Source organism: Streptomyces sp. BK340, from assembly GCF_007827595.1.
Taxonomy (GTDB): Bacteria; Actinomycetota; Actinomycetes; order Streptomycetales; family Streptomycetaceae; genus Streptomyces.
In genome coordinates this window covers 18,822-35,399 of the sequence record NZ_VISR01000033.1, presented here as the reverse complement: position 1 = coordinate 35,399, position 16,578 = coordinate 18,822, and the positions used below count along the sequence as shown (strand labels likewise).

The window sequence follows — 16,578 nt, the reverse complement described above, 5'->3', positions numbered from 1 at the left end:
CGCGGAGCCAGGCCTGTCCGTCCACGCGACGCCCGCTCGTACGAGGTGCTCTCATGGCGAAGCGCAGAGCAGCACGCCTCGGCGCGGCCCCAGCCGCCGCAGGCTCGGACGAGGGCGGCCTGCGTCGACTGCTCGCCGGTCTCACCGCGGTACGGGACGGGGATCTCTCCGTCCGGCTCCCCGAGGACGCCGCCGGAACCCTCGGCGACATCGCCGTGGTCTACAACGACATGGTCGGCCGGCTCTCCCTGCTCACTTCCGAGGTCACCCGCGTCGCCGGGCAAGTGGGCGACGAGGGGGTGCTCGGCAGCCGCGTGCACGAACCGCGGACGAGCGGGGCCTGGCACGAGCTCACCACCGGCGTCAACGCGATGGCGGACAACCTCACTCTGCAGGTGCGTTCCATCGCGCATGTGGCGACCGCGGTCGCCCGCGGCGATCTCACCCAGAAGATCCGGGTGGGCGCGCGCGGCGAGATCCTGGAGCTCAAGGAGACGATCAACACCATGGTCGACCGGCTGTCGTCGTTCGCCGAGGAGGTCACCCGCGTGTCGCGTGAGGTCGGTACGGACGGCAAGCTGGGCGGTCAGGCCACGGTCCGCGGGGTGTCCGGAACCTGGAAGGACCTCACCGACAACGTCAACTTCATGGCCGACAACCTGACCAACCAGGTTCGCAACATCGCCCAGGTCACCACGTCCGTCGCACAGGGCGACCTGACCAGCCGCATCGACGTCGCCGCACGCGGCGAGATCCTCGAACTCAAGACCACGATCAACACCATGGTGGACCGGCTGTCGTCGTTCGCCGCCGAGGTCACCCGCGTGGCACGCGAAGTGGGGACGGAGGGAAAGCTCGGCGGCCAGGCCACGGTCCACGGGGTGTCCGGAACCTGGAAGGACCTCACCGACAACGTCAACGAACTCGCCGGCAACCTGACCCGTCAGGTCCGGGCCATCGCGGAGGTCACGAGTGCCGTGGCCGAGGGGGATCTCACCCGCTCCATCACCGCCGACGCACCCGGCGAGGTGGGCGAACTGCGCGACAACATCAACGCCATGGTCGAGTCGCTGCGCGCGACGACGCGGGCCAACAAGGAGCAGGACTGGCTGCAGACGAACCTGGCCCGCATCACCGGGCTGCTCCAGGGCACCCGCAGCGTGCCCGAGATGGCCCAGCTGATCATGACGGAAGTGCCGCCGCTGGTCTCGGCCCAGTACGGCGCCTTCTTCGTCGTCGAAGAGGGCGAGCACGGACCCGAGCTGGTCATGGCTGCCGCGTACGGGCTCGCCGAGCCGCCCGAGTCGGGTACGTCCCGTCGCTTCCGCGTCGGACAGGGCCTGGTGGGCCAGGCCGCCCGCGACCGACGGGCCCTCTTCGTCGCCACGGTGCCCCCGGGGTACGCCACCATCTCCTCCGCCGTCGGATCGGCGGAACCCACGGAGCTCGTCGTGCTGCCCATCGTGGTCGAGGACCTGGTGCTCGGCGCCGTCGAACTCGCCGCCCTGCACCGCTTCACCGACCTGCACCGCGACTTCCTCGACCGGTTCGTCGTGAGCGCCGGAGCCGTGCTCAGCTCGCTGGTGGCCAACCTGCGCACCGACGCGCTGCTCGCCCAGTCGAGGAGTCTCGCCGACGAACTCCGTTCCAAGACGGAGGAGTTGCAGGCCCGGCAGCAGGAGCTCCAACGGTCCAACACGGAACTGCAGGAGCAGGCGGCCCTGCTCGCCGAACGCAACGAGGACATCGAGTCGAAGAACCGGGTCATCGAGCAGGCCCGGCAGGAACTGGAGGAGCGCGCCCAGCAGTTGTCCCGTACCTCGATGTACAAGTCCGAGTTCCTCGCCAACATGAGTCACGAACTGCGGACACCGCTGAACAGTCTGCTCACCCTGGCCCGTCTCCTCGCCCAGAACCCCGACGGCAACCTGACGAAGAAACAGGTCAACTACGCCGAGGTCATTCACTCGGCCGGTTCCGACCTGCTCCAGCTGATCAACGACATCCTGGATCTGTCCAAGGTGGAAGCGGGCAAGATGGACGTCCGGCACGAGCCCTTCCTCCTGTCGCATCTTCTGGAGCACCTGACGGCGGCGTTCGGTCCTGTCGCGAGCGAACGTGGGCTCGATTTCACCGTCTCCGTGGCGCGCGAGGTGCCCGAGTCCCTCACCACGGACGAGGCGCGACTGCGTCAGGTGCTGAGCAACCTGCTCTCCAACGCGCTGAAGTTCACCGACGAAGGAAGCGTCACGCTGAGCGTCGAAGCCGCCGACGCCGCCGAGACGCCGGCCGGTCTGGGCGGTGCCGCACCGGTACTCGCCTTCCGCGTCACCGACACCGGGATCGGCATCGCACCCGAACGCCTCCGGCACATCTTCGAGGCCTTCCAGCAGGGCGACGGCACCACGGCGCGCCGCTACGGCGGTACCGGACTCGGTCTGTCCATCAGCCGGGAGGTCGCCACGCTCATCGGCGGCGTCATCGAGGTCGAGAGCACACCGGGTCGAGGCAGCCGCTTCACGTTGTACCTCCCCGTGCGCACGGAGTCACCCGCCCCTGCCGCGCCTGCCACGGGCGAGGACGCTCAGCCCCGGGAGCACGCGCTCCCGGGGCCTTCCGCTCCTGACGTCTCCGCGGCAGGGTCCGGTGCGGCCGTGCTGGTCGTGGACGACGACCACCGCAACGTCTTCGCTCTCACGGAGGTCCTGAAGTCCGACGGGCTGCGGGTGGTGACGGCCGACGGCGGACGCCGGGCCATGGAGCTGCTGACCGAACGCAACGACATCGAGCTCGTGCTGATGGACGTCATGATGGCCGGGATGGACGGGTACGAGGCGATCGAGAGGATCCGCAGGCTCCCGGACCGCGCGCACCTCCCGATCATCGTGGTCACCGCGAAGGCGATGCCCGGCGATCGGGCCAGCGCCCTGGCGGCCGGCGCCGACGGCTATCTGGCCAAGCCCATCGACGAGACGGAGCTGCTCACCATGATCCATCACCGACTGACGAAGTGACGGTTCCCGGGCCCGGCCCTGGCCCTCACAGCTCACCAGCGGGACGGGGCACATCCTCCCTCCGGTGCGTGGATCACCGCACCCCGACGGCGACGATGCACGTGTCGTCGTCGGTGTCCCCCATGGCCAGACCGAGAAGTCCGTCGACCAGCGGCCCCAGCTGCCCGCCGGTCGCGAGTTCGTCCACCGCGGCGACAAGGCGGGCGAAGCCCAGGCCCAGCCCGTCGTGCCGCCGCTCGATCAGCCCGTCCGTGTACAGCAGCAGCGTGTCTCCCGGCCGCAGCGCGGTGCGGCGCTCCTGGTAGCGGAACGACGTGACCGCTCCGAGCAGGATGTCCTCAGGGGTCTCCAACAGCCGCGCATGACCGTCCCGGAGCAGCAGGAGGGGGAGGTGCCCGGCGCTCGACCAGACGAGGTGCCGCTCGTCCGGGTCGTACAGGGCGCACACCGCTGTCGCCGTGGTCCCGTCGCCGGTGCGCAGCGTGACCTCGTTGAGCCATCCCATCAGCTGCCCGGGCGGCCCGCCGGTGAAGGCGAGCGCCCGCTGGGCGTTGCGCAGCGCGACCATGCCGGTGACGGAGTCGATTCCGTGCCCGGCGATGTCACCGACGGCCACCAGCAGCTTGCCGTCCGGCAGCGGCAGCACGTCGTACCAGTCGCCGCCGACCTGGTACTCCTCCGCCGCCGGACGGTATCGGGCGGCGACCACCAGGCCCCCGGGCAGCTCCTGGAGGGCGGGGGTCTCGGGGACGATGGCCTGCTGCAGCTGGAGAGCCAGTCGGTGCCGCAGCTCCGCCTGGTCGCGGACCACGGTCAGGCTGTCGAACGTCGCGCTGAGGGCGAGCTCCGTGCGATGGATCACCGACTCGTCCTGGTACACCCCGACGAAACCGGTGACCGTCTCGCCGTCGAGCAGCGGCTCCGCCGCCACCCGCACATGCCGCACGGATCCGTCCGGGCGCACGATGCGCAGCACGGCCTGCGCGCCTGTCCTGCCCTTCATGAGTGATCGCAGCAGTTCCGTGAGGACGCCGTCGTCCTCCGGGTGGATCCGTCCCCGCAGCGCCAGCAGGGGCACCGGGGCGTCCTGCCAGTCCATCCCGAACATGTCGTAGGCCTGCTCGGACCACACGGTCTCGCCGCCGGTCAGGCTGTCCTGGAAGGTGGCGACGCTCTGCAGCCGGGAAACGGCACGGCCGGTCGCGAGGCGGGAGTCGCTCGCGGTGTTCCACAGGAGTACGTACCGACCGTCCCCGGCGGGCAGGACCCGGACATCCAGCAGCGGTGCGGGCGATCCGTGCGGCTCCGTGCGGGCGGTCGCCGGCAGCCGGACGGCCCGCTGTGGACGGCGGCTGCGCCGGGTCCGCCGCACCAGCCGGCCGAGGGCCTGATGGGTCAGCGGGAAGACACGCGACAGATGCCTGTCGCCTGCCGAGAGCACACCCCCGAGGGCGGCGACGGCCTCTCCGTTGAGGTGGTCGACGATCACGGCCCCGGTCACGTCGCTCGTCTGCAGCAGGGCCGCCGGCCCGGTGAGCGCGTCGAGGATGTCGACCAGTACGGGCACGTCCGGCACGGGGCTGTCCGGGCGGTCCAGAACGGTGATCGCCATGCCCATCAAGTCCGTGACAGCGCGCCGTAGCGAGGCGTCGAGCGGTGTGGGACCCGGCCAGCCGACCAGCGCCAGACCGACCATCTCCCCCTGACGCCGCAGCGGCAGCAGCGCCCGCGCAGCGTCCGACCGTACTCCGGGCAGCGGGCAGCCTGCGGCCGGACCGCTCTCCATCCACAGAGGAGCGCTGCTGTCGAGGGCAGTGCGAAACGGCTCGGGACAGGCCGGCGGGATCCAGCACCAGGCCGCGGCCTCCGAGGCCCCGGCCCCGGCGTGTCCGGCGAGGCTCAGGCTGCCGGAGGCGGCTGATCTCCACAGCCACAGACTGTCCGCCCCGAGCGGGTCGAGGGCGCCCTCCAGCAGCGTCCGGGCCGCGTCCCCGACGCTGTCCGTCGCCTCGGCGGCCGCGGCGGTACGGCGCTGCTGCCGGGCCTGGAGCGGCGTGACCGGATTCGGGGCGTACGGCTGGTCGCCCGGCGCCGCGACCGAGTTCACGACGTCCGCGGCGAGATCCCCCGGCGAGAGTCCGGTCGCCCGGGCCAGAGCGTCGAGGTGCGCGGCCGCGTCAGCGATGGAGACACCGAGCTGGGCGGCGAGAACGCCGGTGGCCAGATCGGTCAGATGGCGGAGCGCGTGGTCGGCCCGGAGCCGCTCGATCTCCGCGGCCAGGCCGGTGAAGCCGGAATCGGCCCAGTCCGGGGACGCTCCGGCCGGCCCCGCAGAAATGGTCAAGGCGACCTCCGTTCCGCCGTCAGGCGGGCGTCCCGGACAAGGCGCTCGTACCTTTCCGAATTTTACTCGCCCGGCCTGGGATCGAGGCCTTCCGCCGCCCCGCATGAACGGCGGTCACCGGGGCAGTCGCCGGTGAGAGGCCGCCACCGGGGCCCGGTGGCGGTGCCGGATCCTCGGCGGAGCGCAGGGCGGCCCTGCGCACGCTCACCGTCGCGTCCCCGGAGCGACGCGGAACGGACCGCACGGCAGGCTGGAGGGCAGCGCTGGTGACGCGCACGGAAGGGCACCGCGATAGGGGTTCCACGGCCCGGGACGTACGCACTCGGGTCACCGTCCTGGTCGCTCTCGCAGCCAACCTCGTGATCGCCGCGGCCAAAGCGGCCGCCGGGCTCTTCGCCGGATCCCCCGCGCTGCTCTCGGAGGCGGCGCACTCGGTCGCGGACAGCTTGAACGAGGTGTTCCTGCTCATCGCGGTACGCCGCAGCAGGCGCCCCCCCGACGACCGGCATCCGTTCGGCTACGGCAAGGAGCGCTACTTCTGGGCGTTGCTGGCCGCGGTGGGGATCTTCGTCATGGGTGGCTGCTTCTCGGTGTACCAGGGCGTCCAGGCGCTGCGAATGGACCGACAGGAGTCGTTGCAGGGCTACCTTGCGGGGCTCGCGGTGCTCGGCGTGGCACTGCTCGCCGAGGGTGGTTCCCTGGTCCGCGCCCTGTACCAGGCGCGTCGGCACCGGGAGGGCGCGGCCGACCCGGCTCTGCGCACGGTGATCGCCGAGGACGCGACCGCCGTGGCCGGTGTGCTTGTCGCGGCGGGCGGTATCTCGCTCCACCTGGCGACCGGCCAGGTGGTCTGGGAGGCGGGCGCATCCATGGGGATCGGCCTTCTCCTGGTGTGCGTGGCCTATCGGTTGGCCCGGGAGGCACGGGACCAGCTGATCGGCGAGGCGGTCGACACGGAACTGCGCGACCGGATCGCCGACTTCCTCGGGTCGCAGGACGAGATCGACAGGGTCGCGGCACTGCTGACGATGCGGCTGGGGCTGGACTCCGTCCTCGTCGCCGCACGCGTCGATCTCGCGCCGGGGCTCGACAGCGAGGAGGTCGAGCTGGTCTGTGTCCGGATCAAGAGGCGGATCAGCGGCGAGTGGCCCCAGGCCGAGCATGTGTTCCTGGACATCACCGAGGCGCCCGGCCCCGGCGAGGGCAGACCCTCATCGGCTGTCGCCGCCGCCCCTGTCGTGGGCGGCCGGCTCTCTCGCGTCCTTGGCGGCGGTGGCGCGAGCCCGGGCCCATAGGGGGATGCCGAACCAGCACGCCACGAACCAGAGGAACATCGCGGTGACGATCCAGCCCGCCACCTCGCCGAGGCGGGCCACCCGAAGGATCAGCAACAGGGCGCTCGCCATCGTGCACAAGAGCAGGATCAGCCCCGTCATGGCCAGCCGTGCGGCCCAGTCCACGGTCTGCGGCTTGAGATGCTGTCCGGCCAGGCTGCGATGCACCGCGACCGGCCCGATGAGAGCGCCGGTCGCGGCCGCTCCGAACACCACCGTCACCAGATAGATGATCCGGTCGGCGTCCGAAAGAGTCGTGAAGCGGACTTGGAAGACCACGGTGAGCAGGAAGCCGAAGAGAATCTGGACGCCGGTCTGAGCCACTCGCAGTTCCTGCAGCAACTCGCTCCAGCGCCGGTCCGCCCGCTCCTCCTCGGTCTCATGGCGACCCCGTGCGACGGAATCCGTGCGGTGCTCCACCACGTTCCCTCCGTAGTCCCCAAGACGGCGGCCCACCTGGGTGGTCAGGCCGCGTCGGCCATGGCCTGCTCCCGCAGCTGTGAGCAGATGCGGTTCAGGACGCGGGAGATGTGCATCTGCGAGACCCCGTACTCCGCGGCGATGCGCTGCTGCGTCATGCCTCGGAAGAACCGCAGGTACAGGATGCGCCGGTCCCGCTCGGACAGCGCTCCGAGCAACGGTCGCACCGACTCCCGGTCCACCACGGTCTGGAGGCCGGGGTCCGGTCCTCCGAGCGTGTCCGCAAGTGTCTTTCCACCGCCGGCTCCGCGCGCTGCCAGCTCGACGTCCAGTGACAGCACGGCGTACGCGTTCCGGGCCGACAGCCCCTCGCGTACCTCGTCCGTCCCCAGGTGGGTACGCGCGGCGATGTCGGCGGCCGAGAACTCACCGCCCGACCGGGCGAGCTCCTGACAGACCAGGGTGACCTGCCGGCGCAGCTCCTGGGTGCGGCGCGGTACCCGCAGTACCCACGTGTGGTCCCTGAAGTGCTTGCGCAACTCACCCGTGATCGTCGGTACCGCGTAGCTCGCGAACGCCCCTCCGCGATCCGGGTCGAACCCGTCCACCGCCTTCACCAGGGCGAGCGCGGCGACCTGGCGCAGGTCCTCGAGGGATTCGCCCCGGTCGCGGTAGCGCGTGGCGATGCGGTGGGCCATCGGCAGCCAGGCCCTCACGACCTCGTTCCGCAGCCCGTCCCGCCGGGCTCCCTGCGGAAGGGTTCTCAGCAGGCGGAACTCCGCCATGGTGTCGGGGGCGTCGTCATGGGGGTGCCGAGCAAGGGTCACGCTCATCACCTGTTCCGGTAGCTGGTCACACACCGTCATCGGGTGAAAAGCGAGAGCGCCCTCGGCCGGCTCCTCCCGGTGGCCGCTGCGGGCAGGTGGCGGTGGTACCTCAGCAGGACAACCCGGCGACTGCCCACGCGTGTGCCGGAGAAACGCCGCCGCACACATGGTGCACTCAGAGCTCGCGCAGTGCGGGCAGCAGCGTCTTCTCCGCCCATTCCAGGTAGGACAGCTGTGAGGCACCACCGACCTGGACGAGGGCGATTTCGGTGAAGCCCGCATCGACGTACGGGCGCACGGCCGCCGTGAACACCTCCGGGTCGTCTCCGCACGGGATCGATTCCGCCACATCCTCCTCGCGTACGTACGCACTCGCGGAGGCGAAGCCCGAAGTCCCGGGGAGCTCGGCGTTCACCTTCCAACCGCCGCCGAACCAGCGAAACTGGTCATGCGCCCGCCGCACGGCTTCATCGCGATCCGGATCGTGACAGATCGGCAGCTGGCCCACGCGCGGTTTTCCCACACCGCCGTTCTCGTCGAAGGCAGTGACGAGGTCGGCGTCGGGTTCGACTGCGATCATCAGGTCGGCGAGACGGCCCGCCAGCCGGCAGGACTGCTCCCCGGACACCGCGACACCGATGGGCGGCGGGGTCTCGGGCAGGTCCCAGAGCCTGGCCGACTCCACGTCGAAGTGGGTGCCGTGGTGGTTGACGTACCCGCCGCCGAACAGTTCCCGAATGATCTCGATCGCCTCGGCGAGCATCTCCTGACGTACGTCTACGGGGGGCCAACCACCCCCCACGACATGTTCGTTGAGGTTCTCACCGGAACCCAGACCCAGCCGGAAGCGGCCGCCGGACAGCAGCTGCATCGTCGCCGCCTTCTGGGCGACGACCGCCGGGTGATAACGCATGGTCGGGCATGTCACGTACGTCATCAGGGGGATCCGTGAGCTGGCCTGCGCGGCCGCACCCAGCACGCTCCAGGCGTACGGTGAGTGCCCCTGCTCGTCCAACCACGGAGAGTAGTGGTCGGATGTCACAGAGAAATCAAATCCGGCCTCCTCGGCCCGGACGACATGCTTCACCAGATCTTGCGGACCGGCCTGTTCGGTCATCATCGTGTATCCGAATCGCACCATGCATATCGAGTTGCCAGCCGATTCCCGAGGAAACCGCATCGAGGCATCGGCCGCCGCTCGGCGGCGTGCGGACCGCTTCTTGGGCGTGGCGCGTTTTCCCGCCGCGCATGGGTACCCGCCCGGGTGGACGACGACGCCGCATTCAGTGAGGAGAGTGAGCGGCAATGTCAGGACACCAGAAGTCCAAGGGCAAGATGGAGCAGGCCAAGGGCAAGGCCAAGGAGACGGCCGGTCGCGCGGTCGGCAATGAGTCGCTGACGGCCGAGGGACATGCCGAGAAGGCCAAGGGGAACGCCCGTCAGGCGAAGGAGAAGACGAAGGACATTTTCAAGTCCTGACCCGCCGAGCGCGGAAGGGGACACGACTCCCTTTCCAAGAGCGGGATCCCCTCTCCCGTGCCACGGGGATCCCGCTCTTCGCCTGCCTGTCCTTGCGCAGGTCGGTGCCCGCTGATGTGCGCAGGATCGGTGACCACTGCCAGGATCAGTAACCGCTGAGGAGCGTGCGCAGCGCACGCAGCGCCTCCGGACCCGCATCGCTGTGCCAGCGTGCGGGATCGGCGGGGCGGCGTCCCCGGATGCTTCGATGCGGTCGCCTCCGGCCCAGTCCGAACGGGCGCCGCCGCGGTGGAACAGCGGCTGACCGACCTCGTTCACGCTGTGCTCGGTCATCCACGGCTCGGTGAGCGCGCGTACCGCGCGAGGAACGCGGACCGGAGCTCGGCATGGGTGAGCGCCCGATAGGGGTTCTCGCGGTCGGAACCACGAGTTTCGACGGGCTCGCCGGCCAGGTGAGCGGCGAGCACCCGGACCAGCTCCTCGGCATCGCCGGTCTGGTGCATCAGGATGTCGCGAACCGTCCAGGCCTCGCACCAGGCTCCGTCATCGGGCCGCCGCGCCTGCACGGCATGCGCGAAGACCTCCAACTCCGGAAGAACATCACGGAGAAGGTTCGAAGGCATGCGCGACCGAGTATCCGGCCGTCTCGGAACACAGACCTGCGAACGGCTGAGGACTCTCCTCACCGGCGCGCCCAGGTGGCCGAAATCATCGCTGGTGCCTCCGGGATCTCGGGGTACCCGGTGACCGAGGCAGCGGACGGAAGCGAGCAGCTGACGGGAGACCGATCATGAGAAAACGTGCCGGCTCGGGATGCACGGCCTCTCTCCTCGCCGCGATACCGGGCCGACGACTCGGCCGGAAGGACCCGGCCGGAGTGACGGGCTGGTCCCGTCGATGACTGCCGCGCCCGTACGACCTGCGGTCACCGTGGACGTGGCCGGGCTCGCCACGGCTCTGCGGGACGAGACCGATGCCGAGGTCCGCTTCGACGCGGGCAGCAGGGGCGCCTACTCCACGGACGGCTCCAACTACCGGCAGGTGCCGATCGGCGTCGTGGTTCCGCGCAACGTCGAGGCCGGTGCCCACGCGCTGGAGGTGTGCGCACGGTTCCAGGCCCCTGTCCTGTCCCGGGGAGGCGGCACGAGCCTGGCCGGTCAGACGACGAACACGGCCGTAGTGGTCGACTGGAGCAAGTACTGCGACACCCTGGTCACCGTCGACCCCGAGGCCCGCACGTGCGTGGTGGAGCCGGGCATCGTCCTGGACGTCCTCAACCGGCGGCTGTCGGACCATCACCTCATGTTCGGGCCGAAGCCCTCGACCCACAGCCACTGCGCCCTCGGCGGCATGATCGGCAACAACTCCTGCGGGGCCTCGGCGCAGTCGTACGGCAAGACGGTGGACAACGTGCGCCGGCTGGAGGTCCTCACCTACGACGGCCTGCGTATGTGGGTGGGGCCGACGTCCCGGGCCGAGCGCGCCCGGATCGCCGCCGAGGGCGGACGCCGGGCTGAGATCTACGACGGCCTGGACCGCATCGTCACCGAGTACCTGGCGGACATCCGGCGCGGCTACCCCAAGATCCCGCGCAGGGTGTCCGGCTACAACCTCGATTCCCTGCTGCCGGAGAACGGCCTCGACGTCGCCAAGGCCCTGGTCGGCAGCGAAGGCACCCTGGTGACCGTCCTGCGCGCCGAACTCGACCTCGTTCCGGTGCCCGCCAGCCAGTCACTGCTCGTCCTCGGCTACGACGACATCTGCCGCGCCGCCGACGACGTGCCCCGGCTGCTGGAGCACTGCTCCCCCGGCCAGTTGGAGGCCCTGGACGGGCGGATGGCCCAGCTGATGCGCGAGGAGCACGCCTACCTCGAGTCCCTCGACAGCCTTCCCGAGGGCGACAGCTGGCTGCTGGTCCAGTTCACCGGCGACAGCCAGGACGACGTCGACGAGCAGGCACACGCGCTGCTGAAGTCGATCGGCCGTGGTGAGAAGGACGCGACGGTCGCCTTCTCCGACGATCCCGAGCGGGAGCAGACGATGCTCAGGGCCCGGGAGGCCGGGCTGGGGGTGACCGCGCGTCCGCCGGACGACCGGGAGACCTGGGAGGGCTGGGAGGACTCCGCCGTACCGCCCGAGCGGCTCGGCGACTATCTCCGCGACCTCAAGCGGCTGTTCGAGAAGTTCGACTACGACCACCCTTCGTTGTACGGCCATTTCGGTCAGGGCTGTGTGCACACGCGCATCCCGTTCGGGATGAAGACCGCGCAGGGTGTCGCGGACTTCCGCCGCTTCGTTGAGCAGGCCGCGGACCTCGTCGCCTCCTATGGCGGTTCGCTGTCGGGTGAGCACGGGGACGGCCAGTCCCGGGGCGAGTTGCTGACCCGCATGTTCGGGGAGCGGCTCGTGTCCGCCTTCGGCGAGCTGAAGGCGGTGTTCGACCCGGGCAACCGGATGAACCCCGGCAAGGTCGTCGCCCCGAATCCGGTCGACGGGCAACTCCGGCTCGGCCCCACCTGGCGGCCGACCACGTCCGACACGCACTTCGGCTACCCGGAGGACGACCACTCCTTCCGGCAGGCGGTGCTGCGCTGCGTGGGCATCGGCAACTGCCGCACCCACCAGGGCGGCGTGATGTGTCCCTCGTACCGGGCCACCCATGAGGAAGAGCACTCCACCCGCGGGCGTGCCCGGCTGCTCTTCGAGATGCTCGACGGCCACCCCGACTCGGCGATCGCCGACGGCTGGCGGTCGACCGAGGTACGCGACGCGCTCGACCTGTGTCTGGCCTGCAAGGGCTGTAAGTCGGACTGTCCGACTGGCGTGGACATGGCCACGTACAAGGCCGAGTTCCTCGCCCACCACTACGAGGGGCGGATACGTCCGGCGGCCCACTACTCGATGGGCTGGCTGCCGGTGTGGGCGCGGCTGTCGCGTGCGGCGCCGGGGCTCGTCAACAGCGTGCTGCACGCACCGGGCCTCGCCCGGGCGGGAAAACGGCTGGCCGGCGTGGACGACGCCCGGTCGGCGCCGCTGTTCGCCCGGGAGTCCTTTCTCCAGTGGTGGCGCGCTCGCGGGAGCCCCCGGCCGGACCCGGCGGATCCGGCCACGGTGGTGCTGTGGCCGGACACGTTCAGCACCTTCCTCCACCCGTCGGTGGCCGCTTCCGCGGTACGGGTCCTGGAGGACGCGGGCTTCAAGGTCGCCGTACCCGACGCGGCCGTCTGCTGCGGTCTGACGTGGATCTCCACCGGCCAGTTGGCCGTCGCAGAGCGGGTCCTGCGCCGTACGCTCGGTGTGCTGCGCCCCTACCTGGACGCGGGCACGCCCGTGGTCGGCCTGGAACCCTCCTGCACCGCCGTCTTCCGCGCCGACGCTCCCGAGCTGATACCGAAGGACGAGGATGTGCGGCGGCTCGCCGGCCAGGTGCGCACCTTCGCCGAACAACTCGTCCACCACGCCCCCGACGAGTGGCGGCCGCCCCAGCTGGCACGGCAGGCGACGGTACAGACCCACTGCCACCAGCACGCGATCATGAAGTTCGACGCGGACCGCGAGCTCATGCGCCGCGCTCGCCTGACCGCGGACGTCCTCGACGAGGGCTGCTGCGGACTCGCGGGCAACTTCGGCTTCGAGCGCGGTCACCACGAGGTCTCCATGGCCGTGGCCGAGCTGGGAGTCCTGCCCGCCGTCCGCGCGGCCGCTCCCGACAGCCTGCTGCTCGCCGACGGCTTCAGCTGCCGCACCCAGATCGAGCAGGGCGGCACCGGGCGACGCGCCCTGCACCTGGCCGAAGTCCTGGCCCTCGGACTCGACGGCCCCCTGCCGAGCGAACATCCCGAGCGCCTGGCCCAGCGGCCTGCCGCTCCGTCCCGCACGGCCCGATGGGCGGCCACCGCGGGCACCACCGCCCTCACGGCCGCCACCGGCCTGGGGGTCGTACGGCACCTGCGCCGGCCCTGACCAGGCGCCGGCGGACAGCCACCCCGGAAAGGATCCAAGACATGTCGACGAAGGTCTCCGACTACGTGCTCCAGCGGCTGCGCGAGTGGGGGGTGGAGCGCGTCTTCGCCTACCCGGGCGACGGCATCAACGGGCTGCTCGCCGCGTGGGGCCGTGCGGAGAACGATCCTCGGTTCATCCAGTCACGCCATGAGGAGATGTCCGCCTTCGAAGCGGTCGGCTACGCCAAGTTCTCGGGCCGGGTCGGCGTCTGTGCCGCCACCTCCGGCCCCGGCGCGATCCACCTCCTGAACGGGCTGTACGACGCCAAGCTCGACCACGTGCCGGTGGTCGCGATCGTGGGACAGACCAACCGCAGTGCCATGGGCGGCTCCTACCAACAAGAGGTGGACCTGGTCAGCCTCTACAAAGACGTCGCCTCCGACTTCTGCGAGATGGTCACCGTCCCCGAGCAGCTCCCGAACGTGCTCGACCGGGCCCTGCGCACCGCCATGGCACGGCGTTCCGTCACTGCCGTGATCATCCCCGCGGACGTCCAGGAACTGGACTACTCCCCGCCCGAACACGCCTTCAAGATGGTGCCCTCCAGCCTGGGCATGCCGCACTACGCTCCGGTGCCGGACGACGAGGACCTCACCCGCGCTGCCGAGGTCCTGAACGCCGGGGACAAGGTCGCCCTGCTCATCGGTCAGGGCGCTCGGCAGGCCCGCACGGAGGTCATGGAGACCGCCGACCGGCTGGGGGCCGGGGTGGCCAAGGCGCTGCTGGGCAAGGACGCCTTCGACGACGACCTGCCCTATGTCACCGGCGCCATCGGGCTGCTGGGCACCCGGCCGTCGTACGAGATGATGCGCGACTGCGACACCCTCCTCGTCGTCGGGTCGTCCTTCCCCTACACGCAGTTCCTGCCGGAGTTCGGCAAGGCGCGGGCCGTGCAGATCGACATCGACCCGCACATGGTCGGCCTGCGCTATCCGTTCGAGGTCAACCTGGTCGGCGACGCCACCCGCACACTGCGCCGGCTGCTGCCGCTGCTGGAGCCGACAACCGACCGCAGCTGGCGCGAGACGATCGAGGACAACGTCGCCCGCTGGTGGGAGGTCATGCAACGACGCGCCACCGTCGAGGCCGACCCGATCAATCCGGAGTACGTCACCCACGCGCTCAACGACCTGCTGCCCGAGAACGTGATCCTCAGCTCGGACTCCGGGTCGGCGGCCAACTGGTATGCGCGCCACCTGAAGTTGCGCGGCGCGATGCGCGGCTCGCTGTCGGGCACGCTCGCCACCATGGGGCCCGGCGTCCCGTATGCCATCGGCGCCAAGTTCGCCCACGGCGACCGGCCGGCCATCGCCCTCGTCGGCGACGGGGCGATGCAGATGAACGGCATGGCCGAGCTGATCACCGTCGCCAAGTACTGGCAGGACTGGGAGGACCCGCGACTGGTCGTCGCCGTCTTCAACAACCAGGACCTCAACCAGGTCACCTGGGAGATGCGGGCCATGGAGGGCGCGCCGCAGTTCCTGCCCTCCCAGTCGATCCCCGACGTCGCCTACGCCGACTTCGCCCGCTCACTCGGTCTGCACGGCATGCGGATCGAGAAGCCCGGCGAGGTGGAAGGCGCCTGGAAGGCCGCTCTCTCGGCAGACCGGCCCTGTGTGCTCGACTTCCTCACCGACCCGGCGGTGCCCCCCATCCCGCCGCACGCCACCCTCGACCAGATCGAGGCGGCCGCGGCGAGTGTCCTCAAGGGGGACAGCGACCGCGTCGCCATGGTCCGGCAGGGCTTCAAGGCCAAGGTTCAGGAGTTCCTGCCCGGCCACCGGCATCACACGGAGCGTCAGTGACCGACGAGGGGCTCGTGGAGCGGGTGGACAGCGCCGTCTACACCGTTCCGACCGACGCGCCCGAAGCGGACGGCACCATCGCCTGGAACAGCACCACGCTGGTCCTGGCGACCGTCCGCTGCGGCGGCGTCACCGGGCTCGGGTACACCTACGCCCCCGCGGCCGCGGCGCGCGTCATCGACGATCTCCTGGCCGATGTGATCACCGGCACCACGGTATTCGACGTGCCGCGTCTGAACGAGGCCATGCAACGCGGGGTGCGAAACGCCGGCCTGCCCGGGGTGTGCGCACAGGCCATCTCCGCCGTGGACATCGCCCTGTGGGACGCCAAGGCCCGTCTGCTCGGCCTCCCCCTGGTCCGGCTCCTGGGCGCCGCACGCGACGACGTGCCCGTCTATGGCAGCGGTGGCTTCACCACCTACGACGACCGACAGCAGGACGCACAGCTGCGGGGCTGGGTCGAGAAGGAAGGCCTTCCCCGAGTCAAGATCAAGATCGGAGAGTCCTGGGGGCAGTGCGAGGCCCGTGACCGCCACCGCGTGGCACAGGCCCGCGCCAGCATCGGCGAGGCCACCGAGCTGTACGTGGACGCCAACGGCGGCTACGGCGCCCACCAGGCCGTCCGGGTGGCCGCCGGGCTCGCCGACCACGGCGTGACGTGGTTCGAGGAGCCCGTATCCTCCGACCACCTGCGCACGCTCGCCGCGATCCGCGGCCAGATCACCGCCGACGTCACCGCCGGGGAGTACGGCTACACCTTGCCCTACTTTCAGCACATGCTGGCCGCCGACGCCGTCGACTGTCTCCAGGCCGACGTCACCCGCTGCGGCGGCATCACCGTATGGCTCCGTGTCGCGGCCCTCGCCCAGGCACACGGTCTGGACATCTCCGGACACTGCGCCCCGCACGCCCACGCCCATGCCGCGGCCGCCGTTCCCAACCTGCGGCACCTGGAGTGGTTCCACGACCACGTCCGCATCGAACGCCTCCTCTTCGACGGCGCACTCGATCCCAGCGGCGGAGTCATCACCCCGGGCGGCGAGGGACCAGTGGGACTCGGGCTGAGTTTCAACTCCGAGCGTGGGCGGCCCTACCGGACGCAGTGACGCAGCAGCGGCCCCGGCCAGGATCGCCTCCATCATGCGGCGCGTGGTGGGGTCGTTGCCCCCGAGCCCGCGGACGATCTCCTGGTAGCCGGAGATCACGATCCGCTCGGCGAGCAGGTTGTGCTCGAGCATCGCCCTGAGGTCGTCGGGAGTCGGTGCGGCGCGTGCGGGCGGCGTCCGCGGAGAGGTGACCACTCGTCGCTCCGGGGCACATGGCCGTAGTGATGCGCGTCGACATGCAGGA

General features: G+C 70.5%; 11 protein-coding genes. 6 read left to right on the top strand and 5 right to left on the bottom strand.

What is annotated here, in order from left to right; genetic code table 11:
- Positions 1-53 precede the first annotated feature (53 nt).
- Positions 54-3,014, top strand: coding sequence for a HAMP domain-containing protein (locus FB157_RS39670; RefSeq protein WP_261386828.1), 2,961 nt, complete (start codon positions 54-56; stop codon positions 3,012-3,014).
- Between the two features lie 73 nt (positions 3,015-3,087).
- Here FB157_RS39670 and FB157_RS39665 read toward each other — a convergent pair whose 3' ends face one another.
- Positions 3,088-5,358: a PP2C family protein-serine/threonine phosphatase gene (locus FB157_RS39665; protein WP_261386826.1), complete on the bottom strand. Its 2,271-nt coding sequence runs from the start codon at positions 5,356-5,358 to the stop codon at positions 3,088-3,090.
- Between the two features lie 266 nt (positions 5,359-5,624).
- Here FB157_RS39665 and FB157_RS39660 point away from each other — a divergent pair, with 266 nt between their 5' ends.
- Positions 5,625-6,653 (top strand): cation diffusion facilitator family transporter, encoded by a 1,029-nt coding sequence (locus FB157_RS39660; protein WP_145885589.1) that lies wholly within the window; start codon positions 5,625-5,627, stop codon positions 6,651-6,653.
- Here the strand turns inward: FB157_RS39660 and FB157_RS39655 are convergent.
- The 3 genes from FB157_RS39655 to FB157_RS39645 form a co-directional block, all read right to left on the bottom strand.
- Entirely contained in the window at positions 6,570-7,115 is a 546-nt protein-coding gene (locus FB157_RS39655) for a DUF6328 family protein (protein ID WP_145885588.1), read from the bottom strand. The two genes, FB157_RS39660 and FB157_RS39655, sit on opposite strands and share 84 nt — an antisense overlap.
- A gap of 41 nt (positions 7,116-7,156) precedes the next feature.
- Positions 7,157-7,945, bottom strand: a complete 789-nt coding sequence (locus FB157_RS39650; RefSeq protein WP_145885587.1) for a SigB/SigF/SigG family RNA polymerase sigma factor — start codon at positions 7,943-7,945, stop codon at positions 7,157-7,159.
- 169 nt (positions 7,946-8,114) lie between these two features.
- The gene (locus FB157_RS39645) at positions 8,115-9,080 is read right to left on the bottom strand and encodes an LLM class F420-dependent oxidoreductase (protein ID WP_145885728.1); all 966 of its coding nucleotides are present in this window, start codon (positions 9,078-9,080) and stop codon (positions 8,115-8,117) included.
- 164 nt (positions 9,081-9,244) lie between these two features.
- Here FB157_RS39645 and FB157_RS39640 point away from each other — a divergent pair, with 164 nt between their 5' ends.
- On the top strand, positions 9,245-9,418 hold the full coding sequence (locus FB157_RS39640) for a CsbD family protein (protein WP_145885586.1): 174 nt from the start codon (positions 9,245-9,247) through the stop codon (positions 9,416-9,418).
- Positions 9,419-9,747: 329 nt separating this feature from the next.
- Here the strand turns inward: FB157_RS39640 and FB157_RS48085 are convergent, their stop codons facing one another.
- Positions 9,748-10,005 (bottom strand): maleylpyruvate isomerase N-terminal domain-containing protein, encoded by a 258-nt coding sequence (locus FB157_RS48085; protein ID WP_222441012.1) that lies wholly within the window; start codon positions 10,003-10,005, stop codon positions 9,748-9,750.
- Positions 10,006-10,315: 310 nt separating this feature from the next.
- Between FB157_RS48085 and FB157_RS39630 the strand changes: the two genes are divergently transcribed.
- The 3 genes from FB157_RS39630 to FB157_RS39620 are packed head-to-tail and all read left to right on the top strand — an operon-like array spanning position 10,316 to position 16,334.
- Entirely contained in the window at positions 10,316-13,381 is a 3,066-nt protein-coding gene (locus tag FB157_RS39630) for an FAD-binding and (Fe-S)-binding domain-containing protein (RefSeq protein WP_145885585.1), read from the top strand.
- A gap of 41 nt (positions 13,382-13,422) precedes the next feature.
- Positions 13,423-15,228 carry a thiamine pyrophosphate-requiring protein gene (locus tag FB157_RS39625; protein WP_145885584.1) on the top strand — a complete coding sequence of 602 codons (1,806 nt, stop codon included), beginning with the start codon at positions 13,423-13,425 and terminating at the stop codon, positions 15,226-15,228.
- Entirely contained in the window at positions 15,225-16,334 is a 1,110-nt protein-coding gene (locus FB157_RS39620; protein ID WP_261386825.1) for an enolase C-terminal domain-like protein, read from the top strand. Before FB157_RS39625 ends, FB157_RS39620 begins: the two co-directional genes overlap by 4 nt.
- Positions 16,335-16,578: the final 244 nt, after the last annotated feature.

What these genes read in the sequence shown, in the direction of transcription:
- FB157_RS39625 (WP_145885584.1), top strand. Translation starts at nt 13,423, where the DNA reads ATGTCGACGAAGGTCTCCGACTACGTGCTCCAGCGGCTGCGCGAGTGG.
- FB157_RS39640 (WP_145885586.1), top strand. Translation starts at nt 9,245, where the DNA reads ATGTCAGGACACCAGAAGTCCAAGGGCAAGATGGAGCAGGCCAAGGGC.
- FB157_RS39670 (WP_261386828.1), top strand. Translation starts at nt 54, where the DNA reads ATGGCGAAGCGCAGAGCAGCACGCCTCGGCGCGGCCCCAGCCGCCGCA.
- FB157_RS39630 (WP_145885585.1), top strand. Translation starts at nt 10,316, where the DNA reads ATGACTGCCGCGCCCGTACGACCTGCGGTCACCGTGGACGTGGCCGGG.
- FB157_RS39650 (WP_145885587.1), bottom strand. Translation starts at nt 7,945, where the DNA reads ATGAGCGTGACCCTTGCTCGGCACCCCCATGACGACGCCCCCGACACC.
- FB157_RS39645 (WP_145885728.1), bottom strand. Translation starts at nt 9,080, where the DNA reads ATGGTGCGATTCGGATACACGATGATGACCGAACAGGCCGGTCCGCAA.